This window comes from Epilithonimonas sp., from assembly GCF_032054305.1.
Taxonomy (GTDB): Bacteria; Bacteroidota; Bacteroidia; order Flavobacteriales; family Weeksellaceae; genus Epilithonimonas.
Genome location: NZ_DAMBSX010000002.1, coordinates 400,415 through 424,738, shown reverse-complemented (window position 1 = coordinate 424,738; position 24,324 = coordinate 400,415). Strand labels below are relative to the sequence as shown.

18 protein-coding genes and 1 tRNA gene are annotated in these 24,324 nt (G+C 35.9%); 10 read left to right on the top strand and 9 right to left on the bottom strand.

The features are described from left to right. Positions 1–44 precede the first annotated feature (44 nt). A complete protein-coding gene (alaS, locus tag RTX21_RS05895) occupies positions 45–2,648 on the top strand; it encodes an alanine--tRNA ligase (RefSeq protein ID WP_312765947.1) in 2,604 nt (867 codons plus the stop codon). A gap of 42 nt (positions 2,649–2,690) precedes the next feature. On the opposite strand, the gene RTX21_RS05890 is transcribed toward alaS, so the two are convergent. The 7 genes from RTX21_RS05890 to RTX21_RS05860 all read right to left on the bottom strand — a co-directional run bounded on the left by RTX21_RS05890 (position 2,691) and on the right by RTX21_RS05860 (position 10,564). Continuing rightward, entirely contained in the window at positions 2,691–3,173 is a 483-nt protein-coding gene (locus tag RTX21_RS05890) for a histidine phosphatase family protein (protein ID WP_312765946.1), read from the bottom strand. 184 nt (positions 3,174–3,357) lie between these two features. Further along, on the bottom strand, positions 3,358–6,270 hold the full coding sequence (locus RTX21_RS05885; RefSeq protein WP_312765944.1) for an insulinase family protein: 2,913 nt from the start codon (positions 6,268–6,270) through the stop codon (positions 3,358–3,360). Between the two features lie 259 nt (positions 6,271–6,529). Then, a complete protein-coding gene (locus RTX21_RS05880; protein WP_312765943.1) occupies positions 6,530–6,967 on the bottom strand; it encodes a lipocalin family protein in 438 nt (145 codons plus the stop codon). Between the two features lie 39 nt (positions 6,968–7,006). Further along, positions 7,007–7,924 (bottom strand): ribonuclease Z, encoded by a 918-nt coding sequence (locus RTX21_RS05875; RefSeq protein WP_312765942.1) that lies wholly within the window; start codon positions 7,922–7,924, stop codon positions 7,007–7,009. 55 nt (positions 7,925–7,979) lie between these two features. Beyond that, a complete protein-coding gene (rdgB, locus tag RTX21_RS05870; RefSeq protein ID WP_312765941.1) occupies positions 7,980–8,564 on the bottom strand; it encodes an RdgB/HAM1 family non-canonical purine NTP pyrophosphatase in 585 nt (194 codons plus the stop codon). Positions 8,565–8,696: 132 nt separating this feature from the next. Continuing rightward, complete coding sequence (locus tag RTX21_RS05865) at positions 8,697–9,512, bottom strand: type II CAAX endopeptidase family protein (RefSeq protein ID WP_312765940.1); 816 nt, start codon at positions 9,510–9,512, stop codon at positions 8,697–8,699. Beyond that, on the bottom strand, positions 9,512–10,564 hold the full coding sequence (locus tag RTX21_RS05860; RefSeq protein ID WP_312765938.1) for an ABC transporter substrate-binding protein: 1,053 nt from the start codon (positions 10,562–10,564) through the stop codon (positions 9,512–9,514). Before RTX21_RS05860 ends, RTX21_RS05865 begins: the two co-directional genes overlap by 1 nt. Before the next feature lie 47 nt (positions 10,565–10,611). Here RTX21_RS05860 and RTX21_RS05855 point away from each other — a divergent pair. Together RTX21_RS05855 and RTX21_RS05850 are read left to right on the top strand one after the other, a co-directional pair. Next, a tRNA-Arg gene (locus RTX21_RS05855) sits at positions 10,612–10,685 on the top strand. Between the two features lie 209 nt (positions 10,686–10,894). Then, positions 10,895–12,346: a DUF5723 family protein gene (locus RTX21_RS05850; RefSeq protein WP_312765937.1), complete on the top strand. Its 1,452-nt coding sequence runs from the start codon at positions 10,895–10,897 to the stop codon at positions 12,344–12,346. 116 nt (positions 12,347–12,462) lie between these two features. On the opposite strand, the gene RTX21_RS05845 is transcribed toward RTX21_RS05850, so the two are convergent. Then, positions 12,463–14,595 carry a S46 family peptidase gene (locus tag RTX21_RS05845; RefSeq protein WP_312765936.1) on the bottom strand — a complete coding sequence of 711 codons (2,133 nt, stop codon included), beginning with the start codon at positions 14,593–14,595 and terminating at the stop codon, positions 12,463–12,465. 102 nt (positions 14,596–14,697) lie between these two features. Continuing rightward, positions 14,698–15,108: an acyl-CoA thioesterase gene (locus tag RTX21_RS05840; RefSeq protein WP_074235599.1), complete on the bottom strand. Its 411-nt coding sequence runs from the start codon at positions 15,106–15,108 to the stop codon at positions 14,698–14,700. Between the two features lie 179 nt (positions 15,109–15,287). Between RTX21_RS05840 and RTX21_RS05835 the strand changes: the two genes are divergently transcribed. The 7 genes from RTX21_RS05835 (at position 15,288) to RTX21_RS05805 (ending at position 24,322) form a co-directional block, all read left to right on the top strand. Next, positions 15,288–16,163 (top strand): carbon-nitrogen hydrolase, encoded by an 876-nt coding sequence (locus RTX21_RS05835; RefSeq protein WP_312765935.1) that lies wholly within the window; start codon positions 15,288–15,290, stop codon positions 16,161–16,163. Beyond that, the gene (locus RTX21_RS05830; protein WP_312765934.1) at positions 16,163–17,221 is read left to right on the top strand and encodes an agmatine deiminase family protein; all 1,059 of its coding nucleotides are present in this window, start codon (positions 16,163–16,165) and stop codon (positions 17,219–17,221) included. Before RTX21_RS05835 ends, RTX21_RS05830 begins: the two co-directional genes overlap by 1 nt. Positions 17,222–17,260: 39 nt before the next feature. Then, the gene (locus RTX21_RS05825; RefSeq protein WP_312765933.1) at positions 17,261–18,658 is read left to right on the top strand and encodes an MFS transporter; all 1,398 of its coding nucleotides are present in this window, start codon (positions 17,261–17,263) and stop codon (positions 18,656–18,658) included. A 9-nt stretch (positions 18,659–18,667) separates the two neighbouring features. Next, on the top strand, positions 18,668–19,852 hold the full coding sequence (locus tag RTX21_RS05820; protein ID WP_312765931.1) for a class I SAM-dependent methyltransferase: 1,185 nt from the start codon (positions 18,668–18,670) through the stop codon (positions 19,850–19,852). 125 nt (positions 19,853–19,977) lie between these two features. Further along, entirely contained in the window at positions 19,978–21,786 is a 1,809-nt protein-coding gene (gene typA / locus RTX21_RS05815; RefSeq protein WP_312765929.1) for a translational GTPase TypA, read from the top strand. A gap of 64 nt (positions 21,787–21,850) precedes the next feature. Beyond that, entirely contained in the window at positions 21,851–22,684 is an 834-nt protein-coding gene (gene purU, locus RTX21_RS05810) for a formyltetrahydrofolate deformylase (RefSeq protein ID WP_312765927.1), read from the top strand. Between the two features lie 81 nt (positions 22,685–22,765). Further along, positions 22,766–24,322, top strand: coding sequence for a family 10 glycosylhydrolase (locus tag RTX21_RS05805; RefSeq protein ID WP_312765925.1), 1,557 nt, complete (start codon positions 22,766–22,768; stop codon positions 24,320–24,322). Positions 24,323–24,324 lie beyond the last annotated feature (2 nt).

The following is a 24,324-nucleotide window of genomic DNA, read 5'->3' as shown; positions in this document are numbered from 1 at the left end:
ACAAAAAGCTAAATGCCAATCGCTATTAGCCAAAAGCAACAAATATGACTTCACAAGAAATAAGACAGCAATTTTTAGATTTTTTCAAAAGCAAAGAACATCTTATTGTTCCTTCTGCGCCAATTGTCCTTAAAGATGACCCGACCTTGATGTTTTCCAACTCAGGAATGACACAGTTCAAGGATTATTTTTTGGGATACAAAGAACCAAAATCTTCCAGAATTGCCGATACTCAGAAATGTCTGAGAGTTTCTGGAAAGCATAACGATTTGGACGATGTTGGTCGTGATACTTACCATCATACGATGTTTGAGATGTTGGGGAACTGGTCTTTTGGCGATTATTTTAAAAAAGAAGCAATTTCTTGGGCTTGGGAATTACTAACAGAAGTTTATGGAATTCCAAAGGAAAATCTTTACGTAACCATTTTTGAAGGTGACGAAAAAGAAAACCTTGAAAGAGATAACGAAGCGTATAATTATTGGAAAGAATTTATTTCTGAAGACAGAATCATCAACGGAAACAAGAAAGACAATTTCTGGGAAATGGGTGCAAGCGGTCCTTGCGGACCTTGTTCGGAAATTCATGTTGACTTGAGAAGTGCTGAAGAAAAGGCCAAAATTTCCGGTTTGGAATTGGTTAATAACGACCATCCACAAGTTGTTGAAATATGGAATCTCGTATTTATGCAGTTCAACAGAAAAGCAGACGGCTCTCTGGAAAATCTTCCTGCAAAACATATCGATACGGGGATGGGATTCGAGCGTCTTTGCATGGCTTTACAACAGAAAGAATCTAATTACGATACAGATGTTTTCACACCTTTGATTGCTAAAGTTGAGGAACTTTCTGGTAAGAAATATACAGGAATTTTAACAGACGAAAAAGACATCGCTATCCGTGTTGTGGTAGACCACATCAGAGCGGTTTCTTTTGCGATTGCTGACGGACAATTACCTTCCAACGGAGGAGCTGGTTATGTTATCAGAAGAATTTTAAGAAGAGGAATTTCTTATGCATACAGATTCTTAGACAGAAAAGAACCTTTCCTTTATCAATTGGTTGCTGTTTTACAGGAACAAATGGGTAAATTCTTCCCTGAGCTTGAAAAACAGGGAACTTTGGTTACGGAGGTAATTAAAAGTGAAGAAGAATCTTTCCTAAGAACGATTGAAACAGGATTGATCAGAGTTGATAAATTGATTCAGCAAACGATTTCTGAAGGCAAAAAAGTGTTGCCAACAGAAGAAGTTTTTGAATTGTATGATACTTACGGTTTCCCGGATGATCTAACAAGAATTATTGCGGAGGAAAAGGGTTTGACCATCGATGAAAAAGGATTTGAAGAGGCTTTGAATGAGCAAAAACAACGTTCAAAAGCCGATTCTGCACAGAAAGTTTACGATTGGGTAATTTTGGAAGAAAAACCTGAAAACTTTGTAGGTTATGATAAAACCGAGTCTGAAACGTACATCACAAGATACAGGAAAGTAGAAAATAAAGACGGCGAGTTTTATCAGGTCGTATTAAGCGAATCGCCTTTCTATCCTGAAGGTGGTGGGCAAATAGGGGACAAAGGAGTTCTTGAAAATGCTATGGAAAGCTTTGAAGTTTTAGAAACCAAAAAAGAAAACGGATTGATTGTCTCTTTAATCAATGGAATTCCGAAAGATGCAGGAGCTGTTTTCTATGCTAAGGTCAACGCTACCGAAAGAAAAAATTCACAGGCAAATCACTCTGGTACGCATTTGTTGCACGAAGCTTTGAGAGAAGTTTTGGGAACTCATGTGGAGCAGAAAGGCTCATTCGTCGGTCCGGATTATCTGCGTTTTGATTTCTCTCATTTCAATAAAATGACAGATGAGGAATTGAAGCTGGTTGAAGATAAAGTGAATGCCAAAATCAAGGAAAGTATTGCGTTACAGGAATTCAGAAGCATTCCGATTCAGGAAGCTCTGGATAGAGGTGCAATGGCTTTGTTCGGTGAGAAATACGGCGACAATGTGAGAATGATCCAGTTTGGAACGTCGATGGAACTTTGTGGCGGAACGCACGTAAAAAATACCAGTGAAATCGGTTATTTCAAAATCGTTTCTGAAAGTTCTGCAGCAGCAGGAATCAGAAGAATTGAAGCGATTTCTGGAGATAGATCCGCTGAATATTTCAAAAATTTGGAAAAGCAGATCACTGAACTTTCTCAATTGCTGAAATCCAAAGATGTTGTCCGGTCAATTGAAAAATTAATTGAAGAAAATGCTGATCTAAAATCAGAAGTCGAAACATTCAAAAAAGAAAAGGCAAAAGGCGAAATCGGCGACTGGAAAAATGCTTACGAACACAAAGGTGATAAGCAGCTTTTAGTAAAGAAAACATCTCTTGACGCTGGTTCTGTGAAAGATATCGTCTTCCAGCTGAAAAGGGAGATCCCAACTTCTGTAACGGTTATTCTATCTGATGCAGACGGAAAACCAATGATCACCGTTGGTGTTTCGGATGATCTGGCTTCAAGTTATCAGGCTGGAGCAATCGTAAAAGACCTGGCAAAAGAAATTCAAGGCGGAGGCGGTGGAAACCCGGGCTTTGCAACAGCCGGAGGGAAAAATCTGGATGGCTTGGAAAATGCCTATCAGAAGGCTTTAGAATTATAAAATAAAAAACTCCCAGATTTGGGAGTTTTACTTTTATAAATATTATTGATTAAAATTTTTCGGAGAATAGAAAAATAAGAATTTCTTTTTTGCCATTTCAAAATCCCTCCAATTATCACAATCTATTTCGTAGCCTACCACTCCGGAAGTAGGTAGATTCACAATTTCATTGGTTAAAGAATTGGCGAAATTTGATATTCCGTTGTTATGGGAAAATAGTGCAACAGAATTGATGGAGTCATCTAAACCATATATTAAATTCTCAAAATTAGTTTCTCTCGGATTGTATAATGTAGCATCTGTTGAATATGACTTTTCAAAAACTTTGGAAAATAATTCACAGGTATGAAGTGCACGCTTTGCGGGACTCGATATAAATGAATCGATATTTACTGATTTTTCTTTCAAATAATTGCCCATTTTTGTAGCATTTATTATACCTAAATCTGTTAAAGGACGATCGAAATCTTCAATGTCTTCCGGCCAATCACTCTTAGAATGTCTTACGAGTAAAAGTGTTTTCATTCAGAAATAATTAATATTGAATTAAAATTAGTGAAAAAAAGTTAATGAATGTCCTATAAAAAATAATTTTTATATGTTATTTCTCATATATAGATAAAGAATACTTTTTTATTAAAAATTATCTTAAAAAATAAAAAAAGTGAAACATTCTTGCTTCACTTTTTTTATTGAAATTTTTTTAAGATTAATATCCGAAGATATCTTCAAGACTTACTTCCTGGAAATCTCCCATCTTTTTAATAGATTCCATATTCAGGTTCTCCTTTTTACCGATGATTGCCGTGTTATATTTCAACGGTTTGATCTCAGAATTATAGAAATTCGTTAGTTCAGGTAAGGTCAGTTTTTGGATTTCCGCATAGATATCCTTTCTTACATCATAATCGATTCCCAGTTTTTTAAGTGACAGCTGATTGTAATAAGTCACTGTTCTATTAATCCGATTAGATGCGATTTGTTTAAGAGCTGAACCTTTTGCATTTTCGAACTGAGCTGGGATCTGCGGAAAATCTGCCATCAGATCAGTCATTGCGCTCACTGCCAAAGGTAATTTGTTGGCTTGGGTTCCGATGTAGGTTGTTACATAATTCGGATGATTTTTCTCTGTTGCATTAGCATAAGAAACATATGCCGAATAGGCCAAAGACTTACTTTCTCTGATCTCCTGGAAAACGATAGAAGACAATCCACGTCCAAAATACTCATTGAAAACACTTGCTTTCCCGAAGTTGGCGACATTTACATTACCAGCTTTGGCAACTTTGGACATTTCCATCTGAACCATATCGTAAGGTGTGAAATATACTTTTCCAGCTGTTGCAGGCTCAGCATATTCTTTAGGTTTTGCAGGCTGTTGTTGCGTATTTAGAATGAATGGTTTTACTGCCTTTTCCAATCCTTTTTGATCTTCTCCATAAAGGAATACTTCGTATGGGTATTCGTTCAACGTCTTGATCTTGGATGTCAATTCAGAAACATTGATACTTTTCAAACGGTCCTTGGAGATAACATCCGTTAAACGGGAATCTTTCCCGAATTTCGCATAGTTGGCAAGAGCGGCCATGATCCTGTTCTTGTCTTTCTTTGCGACTTCTCTGGATTCAAGTATGGTGTTGACAGTTTGATCATAGATTGCCTGATCCGCTTTCACATTGTTGATCCAGTGATTCATCAGTTCCACTCCTTTCTTCATATTACTTTCCAACCCACTCAATGCAATGATCATTTGGTCATTGGATGTCTTGAATTGATTAGTAATTCCCAACTTGTAGAACTCTTCTTTCAACTGTTCCGGCGTATATTTATCCGTTCCAAGATACTGAAGAACTGTTACACCAAGTGCTAATTCTTTGTCATTATCTGTCCCAAAAGGAAAAACATAATTCACTTGGGCAACCTCATTATATTTATTTTTGATAAAACTTATCTTCTTGTCTTTTATAGTAGATGTAGCAATCGCTGCCTTGAAATCAACAAACTCTGGTTTTATGTCAGAAGATTTTGTATTAATAATATCTTTCAGAAATTGAGATTGTGTTTCTCTGTTCAGTTTGATAGGTGTGATTCCTGGATTTTCTACACGTACCAATTTGTCATTCACACCCTTTTCTTTGTAAACGACAACGTAATTATCCTTGAAGAAATCATTAGCAAATTTTACAACATCCGCTTTAGTAATCGCTTCATATTGGTTGACCTCATCCAATTCCTGCTCCCAGGTTCTGTTGCCAATATAGGTTGAATACAATGTTGTCGCCAGTCCATCGGCTGTTTCCCAACGTTTCATTCTCTGAACTTTTAAATCGTTTACGATAGCGTTCAGCATCCAGTCCGGGAATTGTCCTTTTTTCACCAGGTCAATTTGCTCCAATAACAACTTCTTGGCTTCATCAAAACTCTGTCCTTCTTTAGGAACAACACTCAGAACAAATGCACCATAAGTTTTGAATGGTGATTCATAAGCACCGGCGCCCAGTGTTTTTTGTTTTTGATTGATATTAAGGTCAATAAGACCGGCATCACCATTATTACTTAATATTTCAGCTACTACATCTGCCAATCTTGCTTCCTGGGTTCCGTTAGAATCGGTTCTCCAAGCCAGAGACATTCTGGGTGTCGATGGACTTTTTACCGTTCTGGAAACAATGCTTGTCATTGGCTCTTCAGAAACCATTTTCTTCATTGGTAATTCTTTATACTTGAAAGTTCCAAAGTATTGATCTACCAATTTGATCGTCTTATCAAAATCCAGATCTCCAACTAAAACGACTGCCATATTATTAGGCACGTAATAGGTGTCAAAATACTTGTGGATCGCGACCATAGAAGGGCTTTTCAAATGCTCCGAAGTCCCAATCGTGGTTTGCTGACCATTTGGATGTTTGGGGAAAAGGGCTTCCATCATTGCATAGTTTACAAGACGTCCGTCATTATCCTGAGCACGGTTATATTCTTCGTAAACTGCTTCTAATTCGGTATGGAATAACCTCAAAACCAATTCAGAGAAACGTTCTTTTTCAACTTTTAGCCATTTCTCCAATTCGTTGGATGGAATGTTGTTTTTGTAAACCGTTTCGTCTAACCAAGTATGGGCATTGGTTCCAGTTGCTCCAAGAGAAGAGATTGCTTTGTCGTATTCGTTGGCTATTGCATATTTAGAAGCTTCCTGAGATACTTCATCGATTTTCTTGTATAATGCTTTTTTGTTTTCCGGGTCTTTTTCTGCTTTATGTTGCTCATACAAATCAGAAATCTGCGCTAACAAAGCTTTTTCCTTAGCCCAATCGCTGGTTCCCAAATGAGAAGTTCCCTTGAAAACCATATGTTCAAGATAATGTGCTAATCCTGTATTATCACTTGGATCGTTATTTGACCCGGTTCTTACAGGGATGTAAGTCTGGATTCTTGGAGCGTCATCATTTTTTGCGAGATAGACCTTTAGTCCGTTTTTCAAGGTGTAAACTCTTACGCCTGACTGGTCATTTTTTACCGTTTCGTAAGTATAACCTTGTTTATCAGTTGAGCTTTGTGTTTCAAATTTCTGTGCCATTGCATTCATCATTAATAAGAGTGAAACTGAAATAAATATTTTCTTCATTGTAAACTTTTATTTTTTCGGAGCGTAATTTACGTAACATTTTATTAGTTGACAATTGTTAGAGAATGTTACTTTGATACCGAATGAAAAGTTCGGATTAGAATCTGTATCTTTTAAGATTTTGTTAGCGTAAGAATCTTATTAGTGTTTTTCAATTTTTTCAATGGACTCAAATAAGATGTGTTAAATAAATAGTTAAAAAAAGACAAACTTTCATTCAAGTCTGTCTTCTTTATTTTATTGAAATCATGTTCCGTATTTATTTCACCAGAACCGTGACGATTTTTTCGTCTTTGCCATCTCCGTCTATATCATCATAATCGGAAACGAACTGCAGTTCATTATTGGTTCGGCTCACAATCTCTACATTTTCTCCATCTATGACCAATTTTTTGGCGTTATGGTCATAAGAATAAGGCACCGTTACAAAACCATAGTTCTCACAATCTCCTTCCGCATTAGAATCATAGACGTGTGAAGTCATGGTATTATTTGTACTGAAATTAAAAGTGCTAGCCTTATAACAATCGGAATATGCGGTGTTTGAGATTGTCACGCCATTATTGCCAATTATAATCTTTCTTGATGGACTCCACGTACCAATAATGGAAAACTCCTGGCTGTCTTCATTGTCTTTCGAGCATGAACCCAAAAAAAGACTGACTGAAAATAACGTAATTAAAGTTCTTTTTATCATTGGAATATTTTTTCTGAATAAAATCTTATTGTTTAAACATTATCCTATTTTGACCATTTCCAAAGCTTTCGGTAAAAAACTATTTGGAAATATTTGTCTGGCTTCTTCTGTCATCACGCTTAAATCACTGTAGCGGTTCGAGAAATGACCCAAAATCAGTCTTCCGACTTGTGCTTTCTTGGCAATAGTCGCTGCTTCCAAAGCTGTAGAATGGCCTGTATAATCTGCCATTTCTTTCAAGTTGTGGAGAAAAGTAGACTCGTGGTAGAGAACATCTGCATTTTCAATAATCGGGATGATATCTTCTTTATATTTAGTATCACTACAGAACGCATACGAAACGGAAGGCTTTGGATCTGTTGTTAATAGAGAATTTTCGATAATATCTCCGTCTTCTGAAACAAAATCTTTCCCTAAACGGAGATTCTGAAAATCGCAGATCTCTATTTCTTTGTACTTAGATATCTCTTTCATGTTCAGGTGGCGATCTTTTGGTTTTTCTTTGAAAAGATAACCGTTGCAGTAGATTCTATGATTCAATGGAATTGTATAAACTTCCACTCTTTTATCTTCGTAGATCTTTACGGATTCTTTTCCCTCTAGTTCATGGTAGATCACTTCAAAACCTTTATAAGTTTCAGTAATTTCAAAAATTGTATCCATCATCTTTTTGATTCCTTTCGGACCGTAGATGTTAAGAGGCGTTTTTCTTCCAAGTAATCGGAAAGATGCTACCAATCCTGGTAAGCCAAAACAATGGTCGCCATGAAGATGTGAGATGAAAATGTGATTAATTTTAGAAAAACGCACTTTTGCTTTACGCATTTGCACCTGAGTTCCTTCACCACAATCTATGAGAAAATGGCGCTCTTCCATTTCCAGGAATTGAGAAGTTGGTGAGGAATTGATGGTAGGAATCGCAGAGTTGAATCCTAAAATTGTAAGATATGTACTCAATTTTCTTTTATGTATTGAAAATTAAAAGGCTAAATATACAAAAACATCGCAAAAACTACAATATACCCCCTCTGGAATTAAGAAATTCCAGAAAAAGTTTCAGAGCTTCACTTCTATGACTGATCTTGTTCTTTTCTTCAGGCAGCATTTCTGCAAATGTCAAATTATAATCATCCGGAACAAAAATCGGGTCATAACCGAATCCGTCTGCTCCAAACACTTCTTTGGTCAGATTACCGTAAACCCGACCTTCAAAATAATGCTCGCCATCTTGGTCTTTGAAGCATAAGGTTGTGATGAAATATGCTCTTCTGTTTGGTTCGTCCTTCATCTCTTCCAAAACTTTCTCTATATTTTTCTGGAAATTGTGATTCCCTGCATAACGCGCTGAAAAAATCCCAGGGCGACCGTTCAAAGCTTCTACAACTAATCCACTGTCATCTCCGATACTTGGTTTTCCTGTTTTCTCGAAACAATATTTGGCTTTTATAAGTGCATTTTCGGCAAAGGTGTTCCCATCTTCTACGATCTCGTCATTCAAATCATAATCCGACAGGCTTGTCACAATATATTCTGATCCTAGAATCTGCTGTATCTCTTCTTTTTTATGTAAATTATGTGTGGCTATAAGGATTTCCATTTTTAGGATTTAGATTTTTTGAAGTTAGTTTTTTACATTGAATTGCACGCAGCCCGACCTGAGTGGAGCTCTTTTTCTTTTTTATCAAAAAAGAAAAAGCGGGAACGGAGGGCGGAGATAGCTGCCATAAATTTAATCTTTATAAATAATGTTCTTATGTATGGCGAAAAAGTAAAACGGAACGGCGAAAATCACTATTCCCATTACCAGCACCAACTCGTTGTCGAAATGTATCAAGTCTGAGAATGTTTCTGAATCTGAGTACAACATCATCATTGCTGAAACCAGATTGTTGAATGCGTGAAGCAAAATCGACATCAGCAGCGACTTGGTTTTGTAATACACCAAACCTAATACCAAACCAAGTAGAAATGCACCTGCAAATTGCCAGGGATTGAAATGGACCGCTCCGAAAATGAGGGCAGAAACAATGATGGCTGTTGTTGGTTTGACCTTGTTGTTGATCATTCCTTTCATTATTATTCCTCGGAAAAGGATTTCTTCCAGAATTGGTGCCAGAATGACTGTCATTATTAGTAATGAAATTGGTTCTTTTGCTAGTTTTGCGAATTGGTCTGAGTACATTTTATAAATCTCTCCAAGCAAATCGCCCGTCGTTGGAATCAATTGTGTGGTGTAATCTGCAACCAGCATCATCCCGAACATCATTGGAAATATCAATAAATAAACCCGAAATGGTTTGGTGGAGAAATCAAAATTGAGTTTTTTGCCGTCTTTTCTTACGATAAAAAAATCGAAAAAGAGGATGGGAACTATCATTGTTGCTATATACATCAAAATATTGAAAATTCCTGTATCACTGATGTCTTGACCAAATAACGATGACAATCCGAGGCCGACCGCATACATCAAAGATTGACCAATGAACAGCCCGACAACCAATAAAATCCCAACAAAAAAATCGACTTTATAATTCTGTTCTTTCATTATTTGAGCTCTTTCATATAAACTAAAGGTTCCGATCTGAAAGTTACATCTTCCGGATGAAATATTTTGAAATAATCTCTCAAAACCAAATCGCATCTTACAACACCACTTTCAAAATAGTCATTAGCATTGTCTTTTTCGCGGTTGTTTATCATATATAGGTTGCCTGAATTGAAGACTTTCATTTTGCTGTAATTCGGATTCAAAGTCAATAATTCTTTTTTGTTCCGATGCGGACTAATATTGATCCAATAATTGACATTCTCCGATTTAACAAAAACTTCCTCAAAGCTCAACGGAACGGAAGATGATTCTTTGCTGTCTTTCAGAATATAATTTCCGCCAGCATCATTAATCAATCTTGCAACAAAGGAATTCCCTCCCGGTAAAAACCATTGGCTTCCGTACATTTCATTACAAAGAATATTTGGTTTGGTTGAAGTTTTAGAAGCTAAAATTTGAATCTTTTTGTAATTGTCTTCGATATTTTTGAATGCTTTCTCCGCTTGTTCTTCTGCTCCAAATAATTTTCCAAATAATAACAGATATTTTGATTTTTCTAATGGATTTTGCTCCAGGAATTCGTCCAAGAAAATCAATTCGATTCCGTTTTTCTTTAAGATGTCGTAAGTATTGGCGAAATTGGGAACGTAATTGGTGAAAATGACATCGGGCTTGTTTGCCAGAATTTTTTCGATGTTATATTTCTGCTCGTTTCCGATATTTTGAATTTTATTTTCTTTGATTAATTGATGGATTTTGTTCGAGAAAATATACTCTGGACTGGAAATGCCTGTGATTTTATTTTCCAGATTAAGCTCAGAAAAGTAGCCAATCAAGCTCGAATTAAGCAACATTGCTTTCTTAAATGGTAATTTTTCTTTTGGAATAACATTTTTGAATTTTCCAGAGTTGACAGTAAGATCTTTTGAGTCATCAGAATAATTAACTCTTTCCGAGATAGTTATATTTTGTGAATCCGATTTTGAAATTTCTTTTTTACAGGAAATTGTAAAAACAAAGAAAATTAAAAATAAAAAAATGCGTTTCATTTTCCAAAGAAAGTAAAAAAGTACTATATTTGCAAACCTTTAAACAAGGCCTCGTGGCGCAACTGAATAGCGCATCTGATTACGGCTCAGAAGGTTACAGGTTTGAATCCTGTCGAGGTCACTATCTGTATCAAAATCAGGTAACTTACTAAGTTACCTGATTTTTTTATTTTGCACAAAGTTTGCTACAGTGATATTATTACTTATTTCCGAAACCAAAAATAAAGAATACAATGGATAATTAAATTTAAATGAAATTTTTATCCAAAATAAATATTTGGTGGATAATATTTTCGGTATAAATTAGTTTGTTATTTATTTAAATCTCAAATGTTGAAACTATTCTGTTTGTGTATATTGATTTTCTGCTATGTAAAAATTACAGCACAGAATAATTTTACTTTTTCCCACGATAACTATAGTGGTATCAATTCTGCTGTTCTTTCTCCCACACAACCTTTCCTTAATTCAAATCCCTGGGATGTCAATCTTATTTCTGCCGATATACTTTTACAAAATGATTATGCCTACATTTCCAAACAAAATGTTTTGGGCTTGCTGAATGCTGAAATTAAAGTGGCAAATCCCAAAAAGAATATTAGAGGCGAAAGCCAGCCTAATATTTTTGATTTCTATAACAAAGAAAGAGCTGACCTTTTGATGAACACCGATATTATGGGACCTTCTTTTTCTATGACCGCCAATATAAAAGAAAAAAAATATGTTTTCGGATTGTTCAGTCGTATGAGAGCGCAAGGTTCGGTTTTGAAGTTGGACAATTATTTCCGATTTGGAAACGAGATGATTCCACAGCCAGAGGACTATAAAATGAACCCTTTCTCCTCTGCTGTTATGAGCTGGAACGAGATTGGACTGAATGCTGCTACCGAAATATTTCCCTATTCCGATAAGCATTGGATTCTCGGAGTTAATCTGAAATACGAGATTGGTCTGGATGCGGGCAATGTCATTAGTAATAAGGATATCGATTTATCAGCTACAGAACCTGCACCTACAGATGATCCGGATTATATGAATATCTATGCCTCTAACTACGATGTATCTTTGAGCTATATCACCAATTATGATTTCGAGAATAATAGATATGAATACAAACAAAATGGATCAGGTCTAGGTTTGGATATCGGGATCACGATGATGGATAAAGACAAAAGAGAAGATGAATATAATTCCAAATTCTCTCTCAATGTTTTGGATATAGGTTCTGTAAATTTCAAAAATGGAGCGAATCATATTTTCAGAAATGGAAATACGATCTGGTTACAAAATAATCCCGTTTTCAAAGACGAAGACTTCGAGAGTCCAGAAGATTACCTCAGGAAAATAAGTAAGGAAGCTTATGGCGATGAGAATGCTTCCTTTGCGGGGAATGGTTTCAAGATTGGTTTGCCTACAAGCCTAAATGCCAATTACAGCCAACGGATCAAGAAGAATCATTTCATCAATTTCAATTGGATCCAGAGAATTCCAGTTTTCAAGAATTCGGTGAAGCGCAATAATTTGATCAATGCCAATTATTCTGTCCAAAAAGAAGCGATTGGTTATGGCGTTTCTACATCGTTGTCAGAATATAAACATCTGTATTTCGGAGGTTACTTGAGGTTAGGTCCGGTAATATTAGGAAGTGAAAATCTTTTTCCAATGTTCTTCAAACATAAACAGCTTCATGCAGCAGCATTTTATCTGGCGATCAAACTCTATCCGTTCTGGGATAACGAGTTCAAACGTCACAGAAGACAAAAATGCGATTGTGAAAAATAGATTTTAGGGAAGTCCAAGAGAATTATTTCCAATTCAAATTTCGTAATTCTTTCATCCTAAAAAACTTTGCCAAAGACGGGAATCTTTGGCAAAGCAGTATTTGGTTAAAATTTTAATTACTTCACAATTTTCATTTCGTTCAGCAGCCATTTCGCATCCGCATATTTATCAATGACGAAAAGGATATACTTTGTATCGACCATGATATTTCTACAAAGTTTCGGGTCATAATTGATATCACTCATCGTTCCTTCCCACTGTCTGTCGAAGTTAAGACCGATCAGGTTTCCGTAAGCATCCAAAGCTGGACTTCCTGAGTTTCCTCCAGTGGTATGGTTGGTCGCTGTAAAGTTTACGGGAACATCTCCCGTTTTGTCTTTGTAGATTCCATAATCTTTTGTATTATAAAGGTTTATCAATTTCTTTGGCAAATCAAATTCATAATCTCCCGGAATGTATTTTTCCAAAACTCCGGCAAGATGCGTTTGATAACCATAAGTTACTGCATCTCTTGGATTAGACCCTTTTACTTTTCCATAAGTCACACGAAGCGTAGAATTGGCATCTGGAAAGAATTTTCTTTCCTTGTCTGTTTCCATTTGCTGCGCCATGAATTTCTTTTGCAAAGCATCAATGTCAGCTTGGAGTGAGGTTACTTTTCCATCAGTTGTTTCTAGATAAGAACTTTTGAAAGTTCCAAACATTTGAACAAAGGGGTCTTTTTTAAGATTTTCAACCAAAGTTTTTTGATCTTCGAAAGTTTTATTGATATCTGTGATTTTTGCACCATTCAAATCACCTCTTCCAGTAATGATGGAGATTTTAGAAACAGTTCCTAGCATGCCAAGGTTTTTATTCACATCTCTGAATAAATCAAAATCCTTAGGTAAAAACTGGTTAGGAGTTTTATTCGCATAAAGAGCCAGAATCTTTGCTGTTACTTTTGCGTCCAGTTCTGCATCGTAATCTTTGTAAACCTCAGAAAGTCTTGTTTTTAAAGATTCCAAAGATTTTGCATCCATTTTACCCTCTTCGTATGCTTTGATATAATTTGAATAAATACCAGCCAAAGTAAAAGTTTCAGAATTTCTTACAACCTCAGAATAATAAGCTCTATGAAGATTGTAAGGCGCTTGCTCATTATATTTTTGATTCAAACCATCTATTGTGGTTTTAATGGCGGGATTTTTTGAAATCAGCGTCTGTTCGTATTGTTTCTTTTTCTCTACGGCATTGGACTTTTTCAGACCTTCTACTTCACCAATCCACTTTTTCCAATAATTGGCAATTCTTGCGTATTTGGAGGCATATTGTATTTTGGTTGCAGCATTAGTTCGCATTTTTTCATCCAAGGTCTTCAGGGCAACATCACGTACTGCAATCATTGCCGGGTCTGTTTCCAGCATAATCTTTTCTACGGCAATCGCAGGAAGATATTCTGTAGTTCTTCCGGGGAATCCAAAAACAAATGTGAAGTCGTCCTCTTTTTTGTCTTTGAGAGAAATTGGTAAGAAATGTTTTGGTGTGTAAGGAATGTTATCTTTGGAATATTCTGCAGGTTTGTTATTCTTATCGGCGTAGATTCTGAACATAGAAAAATCCCCTGTATGTCTTGGCCAAACCCAATTGTCCGTATCAGAACCATATTTTCCAATAGCTGAAGGTGGTGCACCGACTAATCTGATATCTTTATATGTTTCTATGACATAAGCATAATACTTATTCCCATAATACATTGACCTTACAGAGATTTTCTGATAACTTTCAGTTTTCTGAGAGGCAATATAAGAATCCGTATTTTGTTTGATTTTAGCATCCAGATCTTTTCCTGTTAGACTTTCAGTTCCTGCAAGAATGTCTTTTGTAACTTCTTTGATGTCAGTGATGAAATCCACTGTTACTCCAGGATTTGGTAATTCTCCATTCATGTCTTTTGCCCAGAACCCGTTGGTCAATAGGTCATTTTCTACAGTAGAGTGTGATTGGATGTTATCATAACCACAATGATGGTTGGTCAATAACAATCCCTTTCCCGAAATGATTTCCGCTGTACAACCACCATCAAACTGAACAACGGCATCTTTTATACTTGCTTTAGAAGGGTCGAAGATATCTTTTGCAGAAATCTTCATGCCCAGTTCCTTCATTTCCTTTTCATTGACTTCTGTCGGAATCCACATTCCTCCGTATTGCTGTGCAAATGCCATTACTGTTGACAATGCAAAAGCTGATAAGAGAATTTTTTTCATTTATAAATTTTAAAGTCTACGAATTTAATTAAAATTTTTGGAAGAGATAATTCGATTTTGCTGAATTATTGGACAAAAAAATAGAATCTTATTTAGATTCTATTATAATTCTGGATTTGTATTTTTAACATATAGCCGATCCTCAACATATTCGATTTTTGTTTTTCCGTGGGGTTTTGGTAATCCATCTTCACCAAGAGCTACAAAAACTAATTTATCAATAGTAATAATTTTCTGATGTGTCATTTTATTTCTTACCTCGCATCTTAGTGTCAAAGAGGTTCTACCAAATTCCACCGCTTCAATTCCTATTTCGATAATATCGCCTTGCTTGGCAGAACTCACGAAGTTGATCTCAGAAATGTACTTTGTCACAGCCCTTGAATTTTCTAGCTGAATAATCGCATAAAGTGCCGCTTCTTCATCAATCCATTGCAAAAGTCTTCCTCCAAAAAGTGAATGATTCGGATTAAGGTCTTCTGGTTTTATCCATTTTCTGGTATGATAATTCATCATAATTCTATTGCATTTTAATTTGGTGCAAAGGTAGAATTTATTGATGATTTTAACAGTTTTAAATCATAGAAAGTATGGATGATTAAATTAATTTTTAGAAATATTAATCTAAAAATCTTTTGGTTGAATTTTTGATTCCCTAGAATCTTAGTATTTTTGTAAAAATTTTTTAGAAAATGTCAAAAGTTAAGATCGGAACAGTTCAGATGTCTTGTGTTGCAGATAAGCAATCAAACCTGAATAAAGCCATTGAAAAGATAAAAGAAGCAGCTGCTAAAGGTGCTCAAATTGTTTGTTTACAGGAACTTTTTACATCATTGTATTTTTGCGATGTAGAAGATTATGACAATTTTGATTTAGCGGAACCAATTCCTGGTCCGTCTACAGCTTCGTTATCAGAAGTTGCAAAGGCTTTGGGCGTTGTGATTATTGCTTCGTTATTCGAAAAAAGAGCACAAGGTCTCTATCATAATACAACGGCTGTTATTGATGCAGACGGAACTTATCTTGGAAAATACCGTAAAATGCACATTCCGGATGATCCTGCTTTTTATGAGAAATTCTATTTTACACCAGGCGATTTAGGTTACAAAAATTTTGATACAAAATTCGGTCGAATCGGAGTTTTGATTTGTTGGGACCAATGGTATCCGGAAGCTTCCAGAATCACTGCTTTGATGGGCGCAGATATCATGTTCTATCCAACAGCTATTGGCTGGGCAACAGATCAGGATGAAGAAACTAATCAAGACCAGTATAATGCTTGGCAAACCATCCAGCGTTCTCACGCAGTTGCAAACGGAGTTCCTGTAGTTTCTGTAAATAGAGTAGGTTTTGAACAAGATGGTGCAATGAAATTCTGGGGCGGAAGTTTTGTGACCAATGCTCAAGGAAAGCTGTTATATCTAGGTTCTCACGATAAGGAAGAAGTTGTGGTAACAGAAGTTGACCTTGCTCAAACCGATTATATGAGAAAGCACTGGCCATTCTTGAGAGACAGAAGAATTGAAACTTATTCGCCGATTACGAAACGTTTTATAGACGAGGATTAATGGTTATAGATAAAGATTTTAATCCGTTAGAAAATGGATACACTTTCCCCGCAGAATGGGAAGAACACGAGGCAACCTGGCTTTCATGGCCTCATAAAGAAGAATCCTGGCCCGAAAGAATTGATTTGATTTATCCTGCTTATGCGCAATTCATTGCTGAATTGACGAAAGGTGAGTTTGTTTGCATCAATGTCAAAGACCAAGAGATGCAGGCTTTTGCAATGGAATATATTTCCAAAGCCGGATCAGATATTTCTAAAGTCGAATTTTATTTTAATGAGACCAACGATGCCTGGTGCAGAGACCACGGACCGGCGTTTTTAGTCAATAAAAACGGAGAAGAACCTCAGAAGATAGTTGTAGATTGGGGTTTCAATGCATGGGGAGGAAAATATCCGCCATTCGAACTGGATGATGTGATTCCGACCAAGATTGCTGAAGAAAAAGGACTTCCGGTTCTTTATCCCGGAATTATTATGGAAGGCGGTTCTGTTGAGTTCAACGGTGCCGGAACGGTTTTGACTTCAAAATCTTGTTTGCTCAATAAAAACAGAAATCCGCATCTTTCTCAGGAAGAAGTGGAAGAGTTTTTGAAAAAATATTATGGACAAAAACAAGTTCTTTGGGTAGATGACGGCATTGTTGGTGATGATACAGACGGTCACGTTGATGATACTATCCGTTTCGTGAATGAAAATACCGTTCTCACTGTCATCGAAGATAATCCCGAAGATGATAATTATGAAATTCTTCAAACCAATCTTCGTCAATTGGAAGAAATGACTTTGCTGAATGGTGAAAAACTGAATATCATCCAATTGCCAATGCCAGACCCAGTTTACTATGATGGACAAAGATTGCCAGCTTCTTACGCTAATTTTTATATCGCTAACAAATCGGTAATTGTACCGACTTACAGATGTGATAAAGATGAAGAAGCATTGGAAATTATTCAAAAATGTTTTCCTGACAGGGAAGTGGTTGGAATAGATTCTACTGATATTATTTGGGGATTGGGAAGTTTCCATTGTTTAAGCCAACAAGAGCCTTTGGTATAGATTTAGGTCCGCTAAAAGCGGATTTTTTATTTTGAAATTATGAGCGAGATTAATACTAAGGATTCAGTCAAAAAGATATTGCCATTTATCTTGGCAACAGCCATATTTATGCAGATGCTGGATTCTACAATTCTCAATACATCTTTACCTTCAATTGCGCGGGATTTGCAGGAATCGCCGCTCAATATGCAAAATGCGATTGTGAGTTATGTCTTAACTTTAGCATTGTTTATGCCTGTAAGCGGTTTTTTGGCAGATAAATTCGGGACAAAAAAGATATTTATCACATCATTGATTTTATTTTCTCTTGGCTCATTATTTTGTTCATTGTCTCAAAACCTCACTCAATTGGTTATTTCAAGGGTTATTCAGGGTGTTGGTGGTAGTTTGATGACGCCCGTGGGAAAACTGGCATTGATTAAAACTTTTGACAAAAGTGAATTGCTGAAGGCGATGAATTATGCTATTGTTCCTGCATTGATAGGGCCAATTCTCGGACCTGTGATTGGTGGCTATATTGTGGATTACCTTTCCTGGCACTGGATTTTTTTAATCAATATTCCAATCGGAATTTTAGGAATATTGCTGAGTCTCAGATGTATGCCCAATTACAAATCTCCCGTTATCGATTTCGATTTAAAAGGCTTCCTGATATTTGCAGCAGCTTCTCTTTTGCTTTCCATTTCATTGGAATTGCTGGGGAATACTAAAAATATTACCCCGATTTTATTGATTTTGATGTTAGGCTTTCTGATGCTGTTTTATTATTACAAACACGCTAAAACTGATAATAATCCCATTTTTCCGCTTAATCTTTTTCAGGTTCGCACATTCAGAGTTGGGATTTTAGGTAATCTGGCGACAAGGTTGGGCATCAGTTCCATCCCGCTTTTGGTCCCGCTGATGATTCAGATGTCATATGGCCGATCGGCTCTTACATCAGGTTGGATTGTAGCACCAATGGCTCTCACGGCAATGTTTGGAAAATCTTTTGTTATCGGGATATTGGATAGATTTGGTTATCGTAAAACTTTGATGACCAATACGTTTATCATTGGTATTTTGATTTGTTGTCTGGCGATTCCGGATGTCAATAGTTCGATTTACTGGTTTGTTCCTATTCTCTTGGTTATGGGATTTTTCAATTCGATTCAATTCACATCAATGAACACCATTTCCATTGCTGACCTCAGAACCTATCACACCAGTAGCGGGAATTCATTGGTTTCTGTTAATCAGCAATTTGCAGTTGGATTTGGCGTTTCTTTCGGATTGATTGTTCTGAAATTGTTCGAAGGTGACACTTCTTTTATCCATAATGAGACACATAATGCGTTTCGATATACGTTTCTGGTTGTAGGTTTTCTTACTATACTTTCAGGATTTGTTTTTAGAAGATTGCATTCAAAAGACGGCGATAATATGAAATCAGTTTAATAATACTTAATGGATTTTTCAAAATTAATTAATTCTGATATTCAAGATTATATCAATCAAAATCTCAATTCTGATCTAACTAAGTTATTATTGAAAAAATCGCCATTTGATAATGTGTCGATGCAAGAAATCGTACAACAGATCAAAGGCAGAAAAACAGCTGAAAAGAAGTTTCCATTCTTGACAAAAGAAGGAATTATCTTTCCTCCAAATCTCAATCTTGAACAAGCTTCATCGCAATCAACTGCAGAATATAAAGCTCAAAATCTTAAAGGAAAATCTTTTCTCGATTTGACTTGTGGATTTGGGATTGACGCTTATTTTTTATCTAAAAATTTTGATGAAGTTACTTTAGTTGAACAAAATCCAGAATTGATTTCAATCGTTGAAAGTAATTGGAAAACTTTAGAAAGAAAAGCCAATTTCATTAATGAACATCTTGAAGAGTTTCTTGAGAATCTTCGACAAGCTCAGATTGACAATGGAAAAATTTTCGATATCGTTTATCTTGATCCGGCAAGAAGAGACCAGCAAAACAAAAAGAAATTCCTTCTTGAAGACCTTTCTCCAAATCTCTTAGAAATAAAAGAACAATTACATTCGATTTCAGATAAAATCATTGTCAAATTATCACCGTTGATTGATATTTCATATTTGATTTCAGAATTGAAAAACATTAGTGAAATTCAAATTATTGCAGTTAGAAATGAAGTGAAAGAATTGATTTTAATTATTGAGAATAAAGAACAAAGAACAAAGAATAAAGATATTGAGATTCGTTGTGTAAATCTTGAATCTGACGAACCTGAGTTTTTATTCAATTTCAATGATGAAAAATCAGCAAAATCAGAATTTTCAGAAAGCTTGAATTTCCTTTATATTCCAAATAACTCAATTCTGAAAGCTGGTGCATTTAATATTATTTCAGAACAGTTCGGTTTGAAAAAACTACATCCGAATACACATTTCTATACTTCGGAAAATAAAGTTAAAAACTTTCCTGGAAGAGTATTAGAAATCGAAATAATTGATTCTAAAGATTTGAAAAAAGGAGATAAGTATAATATTGTTTCTAAAAATTACCCTTTGAAACCAGAAGAAATCAAGAAAAAATATAAACTGAATGACGGCGGAAATCATTACCTGATTTTCACACAATCCATTAATGGAAAAGAAATTCTGAAAAGCGTCTAAATTAATTCACTGATTAACAAAGCTTTAATTAGATGTTAATTATTTAGCCATATTTTTAAAAATAATTGAATCTAAGTTCATCATCCCATAAAATTTCACTACATTTGCACGCGTAAAAAATGGATATGCAAAACATTAGAAATATAGCGATTATCGCACACGTTGACCACGGAAAAACGACTTTGGTTGATAAGATTATTCACGCAACCAACATCTTCAGAGAGAATCAGGAGAGTGGTGAGTTGATTATGGATAACAACGATTTGGAAAGAGAAAGGGGAATTACGATTCTTTCAAAAAACATCTCTGTAAATTACAAAGACACAAAAATCAATGTAATTGATACCCCTGGTCACGCCGATTTTGGTGGTGAGGTAGAAAGGGTTCTCAAAATGGCTGACGGTGTAATCTTGTTGGTAGATGCGTTCGAAGGACCGATGCCACAGACAAGATTTGTACTTCAAAAAGCTTTGGAACTGGGATTGAGACCATTGGTTGTTATCAATAAGGTTGATAAGCCAAACTGTCGTCCGGACGAAGTTCACGACCAGGTTTTTGACTTGTTCTTCAACTTGGATGCTACTGAAGAGCAGTTGGATTTCCCAACATTCTACGGTTCATCTAAACAAGGTTGGTTCAACACTTCGTTAGAAGAAACTGATAATATTTTCCCATTATTAGACGGGATTTTACAATACGTTCCGGAACCGAAAGTAACTGAAGGTAACCTTCAGATGCAGATCACTTCATTAGATTTCTCTTCCTTCTTAGGAAGAATTGCAATCGGAAAAGTAACAAGAGGTGAGGTTAAAGAATCTCAATGGATTGGTCTTGCTCAGGCAGACGGAAAAATTGTGAAAGGAAAAGTAAAAGAGCTTTACGTTTTCGAAGGTCTTGGAAAGAAAAAAGTAACTGAAGTACAAGCAGGAGATATCTGTGCTGTAGTAGGTTTTGATGCGTTCCAGATTGGAGACTCTTTCGTTGACCTGGAAAATCCTGAACCGTTGGAAAGAACAGCGATTGATGAGCCAACGTTGAATATGACGTTCTCTATCAACAACTCGCCTTTCTTTGGTAAAGACGGTAAATATGTAACTTCAAACCACCTAAAAGAAAGATTAACTAAGGAATTAGAAAAAAACTTAGCATTGAGAGTTCAGCAGACTGACGATGCAAACACTTTCTTGGTTTTTGGTAGAGGTATTCTTCACTTGTCAGTTTTGATTGAAACGATGAGAAGAGAAGGGTATGAAATGACAATTGGTCAGCCACAAGTTATCTTGAAAGAAGATGAAAGTGGTCAAAAATTGGAGCCTTATGAATCTTTGGTAGTTGACGTTCCGGAAGAATTTGCTTCTAGAGTTATCGATTTGGCAACTCAAAGAAAAGGTGACCTTCACATTATGGAAACTAAAGGTGAGATGCAGCATATGGAATTCGAAATTCCTTCAAGAGGTCTAATCGGATTGCGTTCTCAGATGTTGACTGCAACTGCTGGTGAAGCTATCATGGCACACCGTTTCACAGAATACAAGCCTTTCAAAGGTGCCATTCCTGGAAGAAACAATGGTGTGTTAGTAAGTAAAGGAACAGGCCCGGCTACAGAATATTCTATCAACAAACTACAAGATAGAGGTAAGTTCTTCGTTGATCCGGGTGAGGAAATCTACACAGGTATGATCATCGGTGAGCAGAATAAGCCGGGTGATCTAGTTGTAAATATTGTAGAAGCTAAACAGTTGAACAATATGCGTGCAGCCGGAAAAGATAAAGATACTGGTGTCGCACCAAAAATCTTGTTCTCTTTGGAGGAATGTATGGAATATATCCAAGCTGACGAAGCGATAGAAGTTACACCAAACTTCATCCGTATGAGAAAGAAAATCCTTTCTGAAGAAGATAGAAAAAGATTGGAAAGACAAGCTAAAGCTTAATCTTCATAAATTTAAAAGCCTTCATATTTTGAAGGCTTTTTTGAATTTAAAACAAAAAACCAAGATGAAACAATTTACCATAAAAATCACCTGTAAAGACGAAAAAGGTCTGGTTTACAGAATCTCTGAAATCCTTTTGGAGAATGGACTTAATATTATCAAGAATGACGAATTCGTGGATAATGAAAAAGCTCTGTTCTTTATGCGAACCGAAGTTTCAGGAATCGCTGAACCTGAAAAAGTGATTGAACAACTCAAAAAACAATTAGGTGATTGCTCCATAGAATTAAGTCAAAATGAATCCAAAAATGTGGTTATTTTAGTAACCAAAGAACATCATTGTTTAGCGGATTTACTGATAAGAAATCAGTTTAAAGACCTTAATTTTAATATTCTTGCTGTTGTTGGGAATTATGAAAATCTGAGAGAATTGACGGAAAAATTCAATATTCCTTTTATTCATATTCCTGCAGAAAATATTACGAGAGAAGAACACGAAGAAAAAATCAAATCGGTTCTTCAAGAATACAACTACGATTATCTTGTTCTGGCAAAGTTTATGAGAATCCTTTCTCCGGATTTTGTGAAAGATTTTGAAGGTAAAATCATCAATATTCATCATTCATTTTTACCGGCTTTTATCGGCGCAAATCCTTATAAACAAGCTTTCGAAAGAGGTGTTAAAATCATCGGAGCAACGGCACATTTTGTAACAAACGATTTGGACGAAGGTCCGATTATTTATCAGGACATTATCAAAGTCAGCCATTCCAAAACAGCTAAAGATTTGGCGAAAATGGGAAAAGATGTTGAACGAATTGTTCTGGCAAATGCACTGAAATTAGTTTTTGAAGACAAAGTTTTTATTGATGGAAACAAGACCATTATTTTTGAATAGAAAAGTTAACAAATTATAAAAGCATCCAAATAATAGGATGCTTTTTTGTATTTCTGATATTATCGTTTAGTTTTGCAAACTATGCGTTTCAGATTATCATTTTTCCAAATATTATTGCTGTCAGTTTTCATGGTTTCTTGTGCAACGAAAACCAAGAAAACTATTGTTAAAAAACCTGTTGTAAAGACAGAAGTCAAGCTTCCGCCAAAACCTGTTGTCAAATTAGATAACATCGAGTTGCCTGAAATCAAAAGGGAGTTCCGAGCTGTTTGGATTGCTTCGGTTGCCAATATCAATTGGCCTTCGAGAAATAATCTTTCTGTTGACCAACAAAAACAAGAGGCAATACAATTACTAAATCTTTTAGCTGACCTCAATTTTAATGCTGTGATCTTGCAAGTTCGTCCTTCTGCAGATGCTTTGTACAAAAGTCCGCACGAGCCTTGGTCTTATTTCTTAACCGGACAAATTGGTCAAGCGCCTTATCCGGAATATGACCCTTTGGAGTTTTGGATTGAAGAATGTCATAAACATGGTTTAGAGTTTCATGCTTGGCTTAATCCATTCCGTGCACATCATTCCAACGGTGGACAAATCACATCAGAATCTATGGTGAAAAAGTCGCCGGATAATATTATTAAGCTGAAAAACGGAATGTATTGGTTTGATCCTGCAGATGACCGAACGCAGGATCAGGCTTCAAAAGTTATCAAAGATATCATTTCCAGATATGATGTTGATGGAATCCATCTGGATGATTATTTCTATCCTTATGCCGAATATAATGGTGGAAAGGATTTTCCTGATTATAAAACCTGGTCAGTTTATCAGCTATCTGGTGGAACACTTTCCAGAGCGGATTGGAGACGTGGAAACGTAAACAAATTCGTGAAGCGAATCTATGACGAAATCAAAGCTCAGAAAAATGATGTTAAATTCGGGATCAGTCCTTTTGGAATCTGGAAACCTGGTTTTCCTGCGGGAATCAAAGGTTCTTCTCAATATGATGAATTGTATGCTGATGCCAAATTATGGCTGAACCAAGGTTGGGTAGATTATTTCACACCTCAGTTGTATTGGCCTGTCGATTCGCCCGGACAAAGTTTTCCGCTTCTTTTACAATGGTGGAACGATGAGAATACAAAAGCTCGCCATCTTTGGCCAGGTTTAAATACTGTTGCTGTCAAAGCTTCCAATAAAGCTACAGAAATTGCTAAGGAAATAGACTTGACAAGACAGATTCTTAAAAAAAATACTGGAGTAGTCCATTACAGCATCGCAGGAATCAGTAAAAACTATGAGATGCAACAGGAGTTGAAGAACAATTCTTACAAAGATAAAGTTCTCATTCCGGAAACAACTTGGCTGACTTCAAAACCATTATCAGAACTCAATGTAGATTTAAAAAAACAAGGCAATATTGTAACGATTAATTGGACAAAAAATAATGGTGCTTTGTCTTATGTGATTTATCTAAAATATGGGAATGATTGGCAAACAGAAATTGTTTCTCCGGAAATTAATACCAAAGCCGTTTCTACATTTTTGAACGGAAAAAAACTGACAACTGTTGTGGTTAGATATGCTGATAAATTGGGGAAGTTGAGTTCTTATAAAGTGGTATCCGTTACTAATTAATA

Excerpts from the sequence above, each read along its gene's own strand:
- alaS (WP_312765947.1), top strand. The coding sequence starts at position 45 with ATGACTTCACAAGAAATAAGACAGCAATTTTTAGATTTTTTCAAAAGC.
- RTX21_RS05890 (WP_312765946.1), bottom strand. The coding sequence starts at position 3,173 with ATGAAAACACTTTTACTCGTAAGACATTCTAAGAGTGATTGGCCGGAA.
- RTX21_RS05885 (WP_312765944.1), bottom strand. The coding sequence starts at position 6,270 with ATGAAGAAAATATTTATTTCAGTTTCACTCTTATTAATGATGAATGCA.
- RTX21_RS05880 (WP_312765943.1), bottom strand. The coding sequence starts at position 6,967 with ATGATAAAAAGAACTTTAATTACGTTATTTTCAGTCAGTCTTTTTTTG.
- rdgB (WP_312765941.1), bottom strand. The coding sequence starts at position 8,564 with ATGGAAATCCTTATAGCCACACATAATTTACATAAAAAAGAAGAGATA.
- RTX21_RS05865 (WP_312765940.1), bottom strand. The coding sequence starts at position 9,512 with ATGAAAGAACAGAATTATAAAGTCGATTTTTTTGTTGGGATTTTATTG.
- RTX21_RS05860 (WP_312765938.1), bottom strand. The coding sequence starts at position 10,564 with ATGAAACGCATTTTTTTATTTTTAATTTTCTTTGTTTTTACAATTTCC.
- RTX21_RS05850 (WP_312765937.1), top strand. The coding sequence starts at position 10,895 with ATGTTGAAACTATTCTGTTTGTGTATATTGATTTTCTGCTATGTAAAA.
- RTX21_RS05845 (WP_312765936.1), bottom strand. The coding sequence starts at position 14,595 with ATGAAAAAAATTCTCTTATCAGCTTTTGCATTGTCAACAGTAATGGCA.
- RTX21_RS05840 (WP_074235599.1), bottom strand. The coding sequence starts at position 15,108 with ATGAATTATCATACCAGAAAATGGATAAAACCAGAAGACCTTAATCCG.
- RTX21_RS05835 (WP_312765935.1), top strand. The coding sequence starts at position 15,288 with ATGTCAAAAGTTAAGATCGGAACAGTTCAGATGTCTTGTGTTGCAGAT.
- RTX21_RS05830 (WP_312765934.1), top strand. The coding sequence starts at position 16,163 with ATGGTTATAGATAAAGATTTTAATCCGTTAGAAAATGGATACACTTTC.
- RTX21_RS05825 (WP_312765933.1), top strand. The coding sequence starts at position 17,261 with ATGAGCGAGATTAATACTAAGGATTCAGTCAAAAAGATATTGCCATTT.
- RTX21_RS05820 (WP_312765931.1), top strand. The coding sequence starts at position 18,668 with ATGGATTTTTCAAAATTAATTAATTCTGATATTCAAGATTATATCAAT.
- typA (WP_312765929.1), top strand. The coding sequence starts at position 19,978 with ATGCAAAACATTAGAAATATAGCGATTATCGCACACGTTGACCACGGA.
- purU (WP_312765927.1), top strand. The coding sequence starts at position 21,851 with ATGAAACAATTTACCATAAAAATCACCTGTAAAGACGAAAAAGGTCTG.
- RTX21_RS05805 (WP_312765925.1), top strand. The coding sequence starts at position 22,766 with ATGCGTTTCAGATTATCATTTTTCCAAATATTATTGCTGTCAGTTTTC.